The organism is Thalassotalea mangrovi (genome assembly GCF_005116735.1).
In the GTDB taxonomy this organism is placed as follows: Bacteria; Pseudomonadota; Gammaproteobacteria; order Enterobacterales; family Alteromonadaceae; genus Thalassotalea_A; species Thalassotalea_A mangrovi.
This window is the reverse complement of the sequence record NZ_SWDB01000007.1, coordinates 141649-155500: the sequence shown is the minus strand read 5'-3', so window position 1 is coordinate 155500 and position 13852 is coordinate 141649. Positions and strand designations below refer to the sequence as shown.

Below are 13852 nucleotides of genomic sequence, written 5' to 3'. Positions count from 1 at the left end.
AAAATGACGGTCTTACCTCTTACCAGATCAAGACGTGAAAAAGAGTAGGTTTATTGGAGGGTATGAGCTGGGTTCTAGCATGCTCTTTCCTGCCACTAAACATCAAGGGGTCAGAGTCGTTGATTTTTAATACATCTATCTACAAAAAAGCCCGCATAAAGCGGGCTTTGAAGGTAAATTTGAAGCAGGAATTATTCGAACGGGTTAACCAAAATGATGGTTTCGTTACGATCCGGACCGGTTGAGATGATGTCTACTGGTACACCGGTCACTTCTTCAATGCGCTTGATGTAGGCCAGGGCATTAGCTGGCAGTTCTTCGCGCTTAGTAACACCAACGGTTTTTTCATCCCAGCCAGGCAGTGTTTCATACACAGGCGTGATGTTTTCATAACCTTCCGCAGCCATTGGCGGAACCGTTAATATTTCACCAGATTCAGTTTTGTAACCGGTACAGATTTTCAGTTCTTTCAAACCGTCTAAAACATCAAGCTTAGTTAAACAGAATCCGCTGACTGAGTTAACCTGAACGGCACGGTGCATGGCAACTGCATCAAACCAACCACAACGGCGCTCACGGCCTGTGGTAGCGCCAAATTCATGACCAACCGTACCCAGATGATGACCAATTTCATCATTCAGCTCGGTAGGGAATGGGCCGGAGCCTACGCGAGTTGTGTACGCCTTAGTGATGCCTAATACATAATCCAGGTGACGAGGACCAAAACCACAACCCGTAGCAACACCACCTACGGTGGTATTTGAAGAGGTTACATATGGGTAGGTACCGTGATCAATATCCAGCAAGGTACCTTGAGCACCCTCAAACATGATGGAATCACCGTTGATACGAGCCTGGTCAAGCAATTCACTGACATCTGCCGTCATCGCTTTGATAATGTCCGCAACAGCCATTGCATCAGCAAGGACTTTATCATAATCCAATGCTTCAGCTTTGTAGTAGTTGGTCAAAACAAAATTATGGTATTCCATAATTTCTTTTAACTTCGCCGCAAAGCTTTCTGCATCGAAAAGATCACCAACACGCAGACCGCGTCGAGCTACTTTATCTTCGTACGCAGGACCAATACCACGGCCTGTGGTACCGATAGCCTTATTACCACGTGCTGCTTCACGGGCCATATCCAATGAGATGTGATAAGGCATAATTAATGGACAGGCATCGCTGATCAGTAAGCGGTCACGTACTGGTACGCCCTTATCTTCCAACATTTTGATTTCTTTCATCAAGGCTTCCGGGCTTAACACAACCCCGTTGCCAATCAGACATTTTACGTTATCACGCAACACGCCTGATGGAATCAAATGCAGGACGGTTTTTTCACCGTCAATTACTAATGTATGACCGGCATTGTGGCCGCCTTGATAACGAACAACATATTTTGCTTTGTCCGTTAACAGGTCAACAACCTTACCTTTACCTTCGTCACCCCATTGGGTGCCTAATACAACGACGTTTTTGCCCATATCTATTGCAGTTTTTGAAAGAAAATTAGGCGGGGATTCTACAAAAAATGCAGCTAAAAATCACCCGTTTTATCGACTTTTTTACGATTATGGAGTTAATTCTAACTGAAGTTTTAACAATTGCAGGGAAATAATAGCAATTAGGGTAAGTTGAGATGATTCAGCCACCATTAAATAGGTAGCCCGTAATGGTTCAAATCGGTATTAACGTCGTTAATTAGCTGCCGTTAACTAAATAACCAAAGCAAACCGATGCCGCACAGAATCAGCGCCAAGCCAATCTGGCGGATCGCCTGGGCGTCTTCCTGGGCTAATTTCTGCATTAGTGCCTGCCATCGCTTTGGGAACAGAAACGGCCCCAGGCCTTCCAGGACCAGCATTAAAGCCAGGGCAATTAACAGGGTAGATAGGGTCATAGTTTCACGAACTTAATGCGATTCTGTGGGCGAATTCTGGCGCACATGGCTAATGTTGACAACCGCTAACCAGAGAATTAACTGGCACATCCGCGCCGATAAAAAAGCCCACATTAAGTGGGCTTTCGACATTTATTATTTACCGGTTTCTTTCAAATACTTGAAAAAATCGGAGTCAGGTTTAACAACCAGGATATCCCCTTTGCTGTTAAAGCTGTTTTCATACGCTTGCAACGAGCGGAAAAATTTAAAGAACTCCGGGTCTTTCTGGTACGCATCTGCATAGACTTTCGCCGCCATCGCATCGCCTTCACCGCGCAGCATAAATGCCTGCTTTTTGGCATCCGCTAACATAACCGTTACCTTGGCATCGACTGTCGCACGAATGACTTCAGCTTTCTCCCGACCCTGTGAGCGGTGTTCTTCGGCAACTGCCTGACGGTCAGCACGCATCCGGTCAAAGATTGAGTTTTGAACTTCTGAAGGTAAGTTAATGCGCTTCACGCGCACGTCGACCACTTCAATACCCAGATCCTTACGTGCCGTTTGCGCACTTTCTTTCGCCTGCTCCATTACCGTATCGCGGTCACCGGATACGATTTCACGGATGGTACGGGCACCAAATTCAGTACGCAGGCCGTTATTGACTTTCTGCTTTAACAGGGCTTGTGCATTTTCCAGTGAACCACCGTTAGTACGTACGTAGTAGGTAGAAAAATCGGCCACACGCCACTTAACATAGGTGTCTACCAACAAATCCTTTTTCTCTGCCGTAACAAAACGGTCTGGCGCTTCATCGAGCGTCTGAATACGCGCATCAATTTTACGAACACGTTCAATTAATGGAATTTTAAAGTGGATGCCTGGCTGATAAATTTTCATTTCGCCGTCACCAGTTCTCTTAATTTTTGAGAACTGGAAAACGATGCCGCGTTCGGTTTCATTGATCACGAAAATCGAAGAAACCGTCAACAAACCCAGGGCAACCAATACGATCACAATAAAGTTTTTCATGATTAGTTATTCCCCCGGCTAAAACGATCGCTGCGCCCGGCTGGTTTATTTGGCGCCGAGTTTGTGGTTTGTACTGGCGTTTGTTTGCTGCCAGGCAAGCTCTGACTGTACGGTAAAGTCAGCTGTGGTTGCTGTTGCATAATCTTATCCAGCGGCAGGTACATCATGTTATTACCGCCGTCTACATCAACCATGACTTTGGAGGTTTTGCTGTAAACCTGTTCCATCGTTGCCAGGTATAAACGATCTCGGGTTACCTGTGGCGCTGCTTGATATTCAGGCAACAGCTTATCGAATTTAGCGACTTCACCCTGTGCTGCCAATACAATTTGCTGTTTATACGCTAATGCGTCCTGTTCCATACGCTTGGCACGACCACGAGCTTCTGGTTCAACAGATAGCGCGTATTTCTCGGCTTCAAGGACAAAACGCTCTTCATCTTCTCGCGCTGCAATCGCATCATCGAACGCATCTTTAACCTGCTCTGGCGGACGCGCTTCTTTTAAGTTCACGTCAGAAATCAAAATCCCCATGTTATAAGGTTCAATGATTTTCTCTAGCTCGGCCCAGACCGCTTGGCGAACCTGCTCACGTCCACTGGTTAACACTTCATCCATTTTCGAATGACCGATAACATAGCGAATCGCACTATCAAAGGCATGCGCCAGGCTTTCATTAGCATTGGTGACGTTAAACAAATAGTTGCGGGCATTGATGATTCGATACTGGACCTGCATCTCCACCATCACCACATTCTCATCTTCGGTCAGCATATCACCACGAGCGGGCAGGTTATTGGTTGTCTGCACATTTACCGGGATAACGCTTTGAATGAAGGTTGGCTGCCAGTGAATACCTGGTTCGACTTCGCCAAGATATTTACCAAATTGCAGGACAACGCCGCGGTCAGATTCTTTAATGGTATAAAAGCCACTAATCCCCCAAACCACAACGGCAATAATCAGGACAATGGATATTCCGATGCCGCTAAAGCTGTTTTTACTATTGCGGTTAGGCTTATTACCAAAAATTCCACCGAATTTATTTCCCAGATCTTTAAGTAGTTCATCTAAATCAGGAGGACCCTGATCTCGACCACCTTTATTTTTCCAGGGATCCTTATCATTATTCCCCGGTTCGTTCCAAGCCATTTCGCTCTCCGTTAGATTGCAATTCTTATTAAGGGCAATTGAATATAATATCAGTAGGTTAATGCTGGATAAAGTTCTGTAGCTGAGAATTGTCCTGTTTTAGTAACTTTTCCCATTCCCGCAACGGCATTTTTACCTGCAACAGGCAATTTCCCTGTTCATCAAATCGTTCTTCCGATATACAGTTTAGTTGGTATAGACGGCCCCGCAATTTTCCTGCACTCGGTGGTATCTTCAACTGATGCTGAACAACGTCCTGACCGAGCACTTCGGTAAGTGCCTGAAATAGCAGTTCTAATCCAATATTAGCACGCGCAGACAACCAGACTCTGACCGGTTTCCCCTGTTCATCCCGATCAATTTTAGGCGATACGTCATCGAGATTATCTATCTTATTGCAAATCAGCAGTTGGTCGATATCATCGGCCTCAATCTCAGCCAATACAGAATCTACCTGAGCCATATTGTCAGCACGCCGCTCATCGGAAATATCCACCACATGCAATTGCAGGTGTGCTTCACGAGTCTCAGTCAGTGTTGCCTTAAAGGCGGCGACTAAATCGTGAGGCAAATGACGGATAAACCCCACCGTATCGGCAAGAATGACTTTACCGACTTCTTTCAGGTCTATTTGCCTGAGGGTCGGGTCCAATGTTGCAAACAGTTGATCGGCTGCATAGACCTCAGCGTTGGTCAACTGATTAAATAGCGTCGACTTACCGGCATTGGTATAACCAACGAGTGACACGGTTGGTATTTCTGCACGCTCTCGTAACCGTCGTCCCTGATGTCGCTGTTTTTCAACTTTCTGCAGGCGTTTTTGAATGTTATGCATTCGTTCGCGCAGCAAACGACGGTCAGTTTCGAGCTGAGTTTCCCCCGGACCGCGCAGACCAATACCACCTTTCTGGCGTTCAAGGTGAGTCCAACCACGAATCAGGCGACTGGATATGTGTTTTAACTGGGCCAGTTCAACCTGCAACTTACCCTCATGTGTCCGCGCCCGCTGGGCAAAAATATCCAGAATTAACGTCGTCCGATCAATCACCCGACATTTGCATAATGCTTCCAGGTTTTTTTCCTGCGACGGGGACAAGGTATGGTTAAAAAGGATGACATCGGCATCATACATCTTAACGGCCTCGGCGATTTCTTCCGCCTTGCCACTGCCGACAAAGTATTTCGGATGAGGGGTATCACGACGGCCAGTAACGACCGTCAGCGCATTGACGCCGGCAGATGACACCAGCATTTCAAATTCTTGTAAATCTTCGCGAGCGTTTTCTTGTGGAAAATCGATGTGAACAAGTACTGCTTGCTCACCTGCTTGATGTCGATCAAACAAATGAGCAACTCCGATTCAATCTCATTAAGCGTTATTCCATCGGCTGGTTGTATTCGGTAGGACTACTGGTATTCACCGCCCGGGAAGGGACAACCGTAGAAATCGCATGCTTGTATACCATTTGACTTACGGTATTTTTCAGTAAAATCACAAATTGATCGAACGACTCAACCTGGCCCTGTAGCTTGATGCCATTGACGAGATAAATCGCCACAGGAATGCGGTCGCGTCGTAATGCGTTTAAAAACGGGTCTTGTAAAGATTGCCCTTTCGCCATTTTTAAGGCCCCTTATTTTTTAATTTTTCTAATAATTTTGTTTCAAATTTAGCTAGTTACACAACGAGCCATTTAATTATACACAGAGATCGAAATCTTGTTTGATTTTTCTCTAAAATTTTTTACCTGTCGAGTATTTATCACTTGCAGGTAAATCTGGCATCTTAGTATGACATAAGCTTACCCAGTCTTATGCCAGTTTTATGCCAAAATTCAGGATGATGCCGTTGGTAGTTGCGCCAGTATTTGCTGCAGGTTATCCGCATCATCGGTTTGCAGCCAGGTTAAATCCGGCCAGCTTCGAAGCCAGGTTAATTGTCGTTTCGCCAACTGTCGGGTGGCGCATATACCACGAAATACCATTTCATCGTAGTCATACCGGCCATCGAGGTATTCCCACATTTGGCGGTAACCAACACAGCGAATGGAAGGTAAATCCGGATGCAAATCCGGGCGTTGTTTCAACAACTTCACTTCTTCTTCAAAACCCTGGTCCAGCATCTGCCTGTAGCGCAGTTCAATGCGCTGATGCAAAGTAGCTCGCTGTTCGGTACTGATCGCAAATTGCAGCACCGGCCCGGAAACGGTTTCGCCTTTCGTTTCCGTTAGTTCGGTCAGTGACTTACCCGACACTCGATAAACTTCTAGTGCCCGGGTAAGTCGTTGTGGGTCGTTACGGTGAATCCGCTGGGCCGATACCGGGTCCACTTTCGCCAATTGTTGGTGTACCTCTTCCCAACCTTGTTCCAGCGCCAGCTTTTCAATATCACTGCGAACCTGTGGATCAGCTGGAGGCAAAGGTGAAAGCCCCTGTAACAGGCTTTTAAAGTACATCATAGTACCACCCACCAGCACCGGATAACGCTGACGCTGACGAGCAGCGTCAATTGCCAGTTTGGCATCGCGGCAAAAATCTGCCGCCGAATAACTATCACTGGGATCTATCAAATCTATCAGTTGGTGAGGATATTGTTGCAGCTCTTCCGACGTCGGTTTAGCACTGCCGATATCCATGCCTTTATACACTAACGCCGAATCGACACTAATCAAATCGCAAGGCAGTTTGTCCGCCAATTGCATTGCCAGGCTTGTTTTACCTGAGGCCGTCGGGCCCATAATGCAAATTACAGGTAACAAGGTTGCTTGATTAGTATCGCTCATTCACTCGGGGATTTAAGTTGATCTAGGTACGAAGTGAGGTCTAGTTGCAGACAATTCAAGTCAAATAACGCAGAAAAGTCCAGATTTTTATCGGCGCATAAGTCAGCAAGGATCGACTGTAGTTCTGTTTCCTTTGTCACCGGCTGCGATAATAACTGCGCAAAACAATCAACCCAGTCTGGTTCATCTCCACCCTGACTTTGTAACTGATTGATAATTCGCTCAAAACTTGATTGAACATCCTGCTCTCGCAATATCGCCGGATATTGACGAATAATGCACTTACCACCGGGTTTTAGTTCAAGGTGAATGCCATGAGCGAGGAACTGTGAGGAATGCTTTTCGATAAAGTTAACGGTTTGCGGGTCAAAATTCAGGGCCACTGGTAATAATAATGGTTGTGATACCACTTCTGTAGCCAGCGTTTTTGCCATTTTTCTTGTCTGGTATTGACGAATCAGCGGCATAACGTCCAGCAAATACAACTGTCGTTGGTGCAATATGACTGCCGTATGCCGGGCACTTAAGGTAATCACCTGGTAGTCGCCAACCAACGCGCTTGAGCTAAACGGTGCGACCGGCAACGCGGTTTGAGTATCCGACGCGGTATTACCACTGTAGAGCTCTGAGGCTGTGATATCAGTAGTCAGTAAACGGTCGTAATTGCTGAGCGCCTGTTTACCCGGTTTGTCTTTGCCATGAAGATAGTTGCCGGAGTATGGCCGATAACCAGCAGCTTTGTTCGTTTCCACCGACCCCGAATAATCCGAATCGCGGAACTGGTGAGGCTTGTTTGCTCGCAGTGGTTGCCGATATTCAGAGTGATCAGTAGATGGGCTTGGTTCTTCAATCGCAGCTATGGATGAGTCATCACCATCATCTAAATGTTGCTGGTGCAAACTCTGGGCAATAGCACTGGTAATAAAGTCATGCACTAACCTTGCCTGGTGAAAGCGGACTTCATGCTTGGCTGGATGCACGTTGACATCGACCTGATCAAAATCGAGATTTAAAAACAATACAAATGCCGGGTAAGCATCGTGAGCCAGGCTTTCACCATACGCCTGGCGAATGGCGTGATTGATCAGTTTATCGCGCATCATCCGGCCATTTACATAGCTGTAACAGAGATCATTCTGACTGCGGGTAAAACCCGGCGAGGCAACCCAGCCATACAGGTGCAGCCCCTGGTGCTGAAAATCGATCGCAATACTGTGATCAACAAAAGCTTGTGAGCAAATACTGGCGAGTCGTTTTTCGACTTGTCGGTCAGATGTTGCCCGGCGATACTGGCGAATCGATTTGCCATTGTGGTTAAGGGCAAAACTCACATCCAGTTTTGATAATGCGATGCGACGCACCACCTCATCAATATGAGAAAATTCCGTTTTATGAGTCCGTAAAAACTTTCGTCGTGCCGGCGTATTAAAAAATAAATCTTCAACGTCGATGGTGGTGCCATCCGGATGGGCCGCGGGCTGAATATCGACCTGCATATCCCGCCCGGTCGCCATTGCTTGCCAGGCATTATCCTGTGCAGCGGGTTTTGATGTCAGGGTCAGTCTTGATACCGAACTGATACTGGCCAGCGCTTCACCGCGAAAGCCTAAGGATGCAATAGACTCGAGATCGTCGAGATCTTTAATCTTACTGGTGGCATGGCGGGACAAAGCCAACGTCAGTTCATCTTTAGTGATGCCCTGGCCATTATCACTAATGCGAATGCGTTTATGGCCACCCTGCTCGATATCGATGATAATGTTAGTCGCGCCAGCATCGATGCTGTTTTCAACCAGCTCTTTAACCACTGACGCGGGGCGCTCGACCACTTCACCGGCGGCAATCTGGTTTGCCAGACGCGGTGGCAAGATAGCTATTGTCATCGAATTAATTGATCCGTGGAATCGTCAGCGTCTGGCCTATCCGAACCACATCGGATTTTAAGTTATTCGCAACTTTCAACTGGCTCACCGAAACCTTATAGCGTTGAGCGACAACAGACAGGGATTCGCCAGCACGTATTTTATGCTTAGTAGGGCGCATGCTGGCAAGCAATGAACCTTCAGGCGGATACTGATGAAAGTAGCGCTTCATGCCGGTGAAGATCGCTGATGCCAGCTTACCCTGATGGGTTGGCGAGGTCAGGTTCTTAAAATCATAGGGGTTAGAAATAAATCCGGTTTCTACCAGCATCGATGGGATGTCAGAAGCACGCAGTACAGCCAGGCTGGCATTTTGTGGCTGGGTTTTGTGCATACGGGTGATTTTGCGCATCTCGCTGATCACGTTGCGAGCCATCATATCGGAGATTTCTAACGATTTATCTTTGGTCAGGTCCGCCAAAAATACCGCCAGATTTTCATCATTGGTTTTCTTGATTAGCTCGCCACCGCCGCCAAGCAGCTCTGAGTTTTTCTCTCGATTGACCAGCCAACGGGATAACTCCGAATCGGCACGGCGGTCATTAACAATCCAAACCGATGCACCGCGTGGCTGGCTGCTGTGGAATGCATCAGCATGAATCGATACCAAAAAATCGACTTCCTTTTGACGAGCGATTTCAGTACGTCGATTCACATGGATATAATAATCGCCGCTGCGGATCATCACCGCTTTCATGCCTGGCTCTTTATCAATGATTTTTTTCAGACGATTGGCAATCTGCAAGGTGATTTTTTTCTCATAGGTGCCACTTTTAGAAATGGAACCGGGATCTTCACCACCATGCCCAGCATCGATACCGATAATAATATCGCGATTATTGGCCTTGGGTTTATTGACGATCACCTGCTTGCGTTCATCATCAAACAAGTCGACAACGAGACGATTACCGTATGGGCCAGCCGGTTTCAACGGAAAAATTTTATCTTCAAATCCGCCATTGAGCTCGATCACAATTCGGGTGCTTTGCTTATCTTTCGCCGAACTGGTACGAATTAATTTAATGCGGGTATCATTAGCAGCCAGGTTATCCAGGTTCACCTGATTTTTGGTGCCTTTGAAATCAATCACCAGGCGTTCAGGGTTCTTTAAAAAGAAGTAGCTGTAATCCGGTGTATTACTGAGATCAAACACCACCCGGGTATAATCTGGCGAAGGCCAGACACGAACACCATCAATGGTGCTTTTCGCAAATACGGGGGCGGTTAACAGACCTAGCAGCAAGGTTATTATTTTTATCTGACTACGAAACATAGTGTGATGAGTAACCCTAAACTAGTTGATTTATTATTTGTTCACCTCGAACGCTTTTGGCCATCAATGTGACGCGGCGTTGTTGTTCAACATATTCCAGATCAATAATAAGATCTTCTGCGGGTAAAATACCAGCGCCTTTTTCCGGCCATTCAATAAAACTGTAGCAAAATGGCTGAAAGTAATCACGAATCCCCATATATTCGAGCTCTTCCGGATCCGCCAGTCGATACAAATCAAAATGAAACACCCGACAGGATTCGAGCTCATAGGGTTCTACTAAAGTATACGTCGGACTTTTCACATTGCCCAGGTGACCCATGCCCTGCACAAAGCCCCGGGTTAAGGTGGTTTTACCCGCACCTAAATCACCATTGAGAAACACCACCAGTGAATCCAGTGGAATCGTGGTGACCAGCTCTGCCAGACGTTTGCCGAAAGCCACGGTCGCGGTTTCGTTTTCAAGAATAAATTGCAATCGCTTCATTATCAGGTTCTGTTTACCAGTTGGCGAAGTATCGGCAAAAGGTCACTCGCTAGCATTCCCTTTTCGCCATCTTCGCAGGCTAAATCGGCCGCCTTGCCGTGAAAAAACACACCCGTGCAGCAGGCCTCAAAATCTGTAGCAGATTGTAAGCGTAATGCGGCCAGGATTCCAGTGAGTAAATCGCCCATACCACCACTAGCCATGCCCGGATTCCCGGAAGTATTGATCGCAACTTGCACTCCATCGCTGATTAATGTTCCGGCGCCCTTGAGGATACAGATACCGCCATACTGCAGGGCAATGGATTTCACCGCTTCAAAGCGATCTGCCATTACCTGGGCAACACTGATATTTAATAAGCGTGCCGCCTCTTTCGGATGCGGAGTCAAAATCCAGTTATCGCGGCTATGTTGTGATTGCGCTAACAGAGTTAGCCCATCGCCATCAACGATCATAGGTTTATCGGTATTAAGGGTTTTCACAAACAATTGCTGTGCCCACTCATCTAGGCCAAGGCCTGGCCCCAGTACAATGCTGTCTGCAGATTTTAGCTGCTCGGTTAATTGCTCTTCAAAATCCGTAACCAACATCATCTCCGGGCAACTGGCCAGTAAGAAACCTCGGTACTGAGGATGGCATGCAATGCTTACTAAACCCGCACCACAGCGCAGGCTCGCCTGCCCGGCCAGTGAAATAGCCCCCATGGTTGATTGATTGCCGCCCACCAGCAGAACCCTGCCACTATCGCCCTTATGACTGCTGCGGCAACGTCGCCGTAAGAAGGGGACGTTATCATTGGCGATGATACCGACATCATCATTACATAACTTGGCAAATTCGTCCTGAATACCCAGGCCAGCGAGAAAGACCTGGCCACAGTAGTCCGCTGCCTGTCCGGTTAATAACCCGTGTTTTAATGCCACAAACGTCACGGTTGCGTCGGCATGGACTGCACATCCCATCGGCATTCCGGTATTGGCATTTAATCCAGACGGAACATCTAACGATAAAATCGGCGCATTGAGCTGGTTTATCAGTTCAATCACATAGCGGTAATTTTCCCGGACCTTGCCAGTTAAGCCGGTTCCGAGCAGACCATCGACAATAACATCGATACGACTGACATCAATATCATTAAATTTATGAAATTGCCCGCCCTGCTCAATAAATTGCTGACATGCCCGCTTAGCATCACCATTAAGCTTATCTGGATTTACGACACTATGGACATAAACATGGAAGTTCGCTGCCCGCGCCAGCCTCGCCAGGATCAACCCATCCCCGGCATTATTACCGCTACCACAGAGGACCAAAATGGTTTTCGCTTTTGGATAACGCTGACGCAGTAAGTTAAATGCCGAGTCACCGGCAAACTGCATCAGCTGCATCGACATCAACCCTAACCGGGCCGCAATTGTCAGTTCATTGTCCCTTACGGTTTCAGCATGATAGGCCTGTTGTGGTATGCTTTTGTTTATATTTACCGGCAGCATATTCTCGTCCATGGATAAAAAGTCAAAGATTAACTATCTCGAATTGGCAGAAAAAATCAAGCATTGGGGACAGGAATTGGGATTTGCTGAAGTAGGCATCTGCGAGCCAGACTTACAGCAACATGAGCAAGCATTACAGGATTGGCTAGACAACCTTTATCATGGCGATATGGAATATATGGCTCGCCACGGGATGATGCGGGCTCGGGCAACAGAATTATTACCAGGCACATTAAGGGTGATCAGTACGCGCATGGATTATCTGCCGGCCAACGCGAAATTTGCCAGGGTTCTTAAACAAACCGATCATGCCTACGTCAGTCGTTACGCCCTCGGGCGCGATTATCATAAGCTGCTTCGACAGCGGCTCAAACGCCTGGGTGAGAACATAAAAAACTATTGTGAGCAGCTTAACTATCGACCTTTTGTCGATTCTGCCCCTATTCTCGAACGCCCCCTGGCCGCTAAAGCGGGATTGGGATGGGTCGGTAAACACAGTTTGCTACTCAATCAGCAAGCCGGTTCCTGGTTTTTCCTTGGCGAATTATTGGTCGATATTCCCTTGCCGACGGACACTCCAGTCAAAGAAAAATGTGGCAGTTGTGTTGCCTGTATCAAGATTTGTCCGACCGATGCGATAGTTGCTCCCTATGTTGTTGATGCAAGGCGATGTATTTCCTATTTAACGATTGAGTTGCGCACCGCCATTCCGGAAGAATTTCGCCCCTTGCTGGGCAATCGGATATATGGCTGTGATGACTGTCAACTCATCTGTCCCTGGAATCGCTTTGCCAACATCACTCAGGAAGATGATTTTCAGCCTAGACAAAACCTCGATGAGATAACCCTGCTGGAACTATTTGCCTGGAGTGAGTTTGAATTTGATAAAAATTTGCAAGGCTCGCCGATTCGACGCATTGGCTATGAGTGCTGGCAGCGAAATCTTGCCGTCGCGCTGGGCAATGCCAAACCCAGTGAGGTCATTTACCAAGCGCTTAACGACAAACACCCTGACTCCACACCTATGGTTCAGGAACACATTGACTGGGCAATTGAGCAACAACGCTCAAAACAACAGGCAGTAGCTGCCACATTGCGCAATAAAGAACGACTGATTCGCAGTATCGAAAAAGGTTTGCCGAGGGATGCGTGACGGGAGTTGAAACTCCCTGAGCACGTATCGCGAACGATACTCCGAGCACGTGACGTAAAACGTCACTTCGAGCACGCTGATGGCATCAGCTCCGAGCACACGCTGTTCCGAGCAAAAAGCAAAAACCCTTGAGTCATTCCCTGCAGCGACAGGGAATCTTAGTTCAAGCCAAATGACTCTAATGTGCCAGGAACAGTCTGTTAGCAATTGCTAATATACACTAGTTTTTTTTGTTAACGCTAAGCCGATGGGCGGAGCCGCTCTATTAACATGATTGACGAAAAATAAGCCATGATTGCCAAAGGCAAGACCCATAACACACCCAAAGATCCAAATGCCAATTGAGAACCTAAAAGAGGCCAGAACTCATCAATTGATTGTTTTTCAACACTCTCTAGTATTGCAACTATAAGGCCGCCAGTAAGTAAACCAAAGCAAGGGATGATTACGGCAAAATAGACCGACTTAACTACACGGTAAAGCCAAGTTTCAGCATATAGTTTTGGCGCTAAGACAAAGCTGATTAAAAACGTTCCTATGAGGCTTGGCCAGAACACGGAAAAAAGTGGTAGTGATGCAACAACTGCTGAAAATAGATAGCAGAAAGCGACTAAGACTCTAGTTAGACTATTGATGGCTTTGCCTCCATGGCACATATCAGCTTATTTTTGTG

The 13852-nt window shown here is 46.9% G+C and carries 12 protein-coding genes; 1 reads left to right on the top strand and 11 read right to left on the bottom strand.

The window, feature by feature from the left end; all coding sequences use genetic code 11:
* Positions 1-191 precede the first annotated feature (191 nt).
* From E8M12_RS03865 to E8M12_RS03815, 11 genes are all read right to left on the bottom strand, one after another.
* Positions 192-1487 (bottom strand): adenylosuccinate synthase, encoded by a 1296-nt coding sequence (locus E8M12_RS03865; RefSeq protein WP_136734768.1) that lies wholly within the window; start codon positions 1485-1487, stop codon positions 192-194.
* A gap of 227 nt (positions 1488-1714) precedes the next feature.
* A complete protein-coding gene (locus E8M12_RS03860) occupies positions 1715-1903 on the bottom strand; it encodes a DUF2065 domain-containing protein (protein WP_136734767.1) in 189 nt (62 codons plus the stop codon).
* Positions 1904-2038: 135 nt separating this feature from the next.
* A complete protein-coding gene (gene hflC, locus E8M12_RS03855) occupies positions 2039-2917 on the bottom strand; it encodes a protease modulator HflC (protein WP_136734766.1) in 879 nt (292 codons plus the stop codon).
* Between the two features lie 2 nt (positions 2918-2919).
* The gene (gene hflK / locus E8M12_RS03850) at positions 2920-4068 is read right to left on the bottom strand and encodes an FtsH protease activity modulator HflK (protein WP_136734765.1); all 1149 of its coding nucleotides are present in this window, start codon (positions 4066-4068) and stop codon (positions 2920-2922) included.
* 58 nt (positions 4069-4126) lie between these two features.
* Positions 4127-5413, bottom strand: a complete 1287-nt coding sequence (hflX, locus tag E8M12_RS03845) for a ribosome rescue GTPase HflX (RefSeq protein ID WP_136734764.1) — start codon at positions 5411-5413, stop codon at positions 4127-4129.
* 31 nt (positions 5414-5444) lie between these two features.
* Positions 5445-5690, bottom strand: coding sequence for an RNA chaperone Hfq (gene hfq / locus E8M12_RS03840; RefSeq protein ID WP_136734763.1), 246 nt, complete (start codon positions 5688-5690; stop codon positions 5445-5447).
* A 213-nt stretch (positions 5691-5903) separates the two neighbouring features.
* Complete coding sequence (miaA, locus tag E8M12_RS03835; protein ID WP_136734762.1) at positions 5904-6851, bottom strand: tRNA (adenosine(37)-N6)-dimethylallyltransferase MiaA; 948 nt, start codon at positions 6849-6851, stop codon at positions 5904-5906.
* Positions 6848-8734: a DNA mismatch repair endonuclease MutL gene (gene mutL / locus E8M12_RS03830; RefSeq protein ID WP_136734761.1), complete on the bottom strand. Its 1887-nt coding sequence runs from the start codon at positions 8732-8734 to the stop codon at positions 6848-6850. Before mutL ends, miaA begins: the two co-directional genes overlap by 4 nt.
* Positions 8735-8738: 4 nt before the next feature.
* The gene (locus tag E8M12_RS03825) at positions 8739-10046 is read right to left on the bottom strand and encodes an N-acetylmuramoyl-L-alanine amidase (RefSeq protein ID WP_136734760.1); all 1308 of its coding nucleotides are present in this window, start codon (positions 10044-10046) and stop codon (positions 8739-8741) included.
* Positions 10047-10062: 16 nt separating this feature from the next.
* Positions 10063-10533 carry a tRNA (adenosine(37)-N6)-threonylcarbamoyltransferase complex ATPase subunit type 1 TsaE gene (gene tsaE, locus E8M12_RS03820; protein ID WP_136734759.1) on the bottom strand — a complete coding sequence of 157 codons (471 nt, stop codon included), beginning with the start codon at positions 10531-10533 and terminating at the stop codon, positions 10063-10065.
* A gap of 2 nt (positions 10534-10535) precedes the next feature.
* The gene (locus tag E8M12_RS03815; RefSeq protein ID WP_169303028.1) at positions 10536-12026 is read right to left on the bottom strand and encodes an NAD(P)H-hydrate dehydratase; all 1491 of its coding nucleotides are present in this window, start codon (positions 12024-12026) and stop codon (positions 10536-10538) included.
* A 10-nt stretch (positions 12027-12036) separates the two neighbouring features.
* Here E8M12_RS03815 and queG point away from each other — a divergent pair, with 10 nt between their 5' ends.
* Positions 12037-13179, top strand: coding sequence for a tRNA epoxyqueuosine(34) reductase QueG (gene queG, locus E8M12_RS03810; RefSeq protein WP_136734757.1), 1143 nt, complete (start codon positions 12037-12039; stop codon positions 13177-13179).
* The last annotated feature ends 673 nt before the right edge of the window (positions 13180-13852 follow it).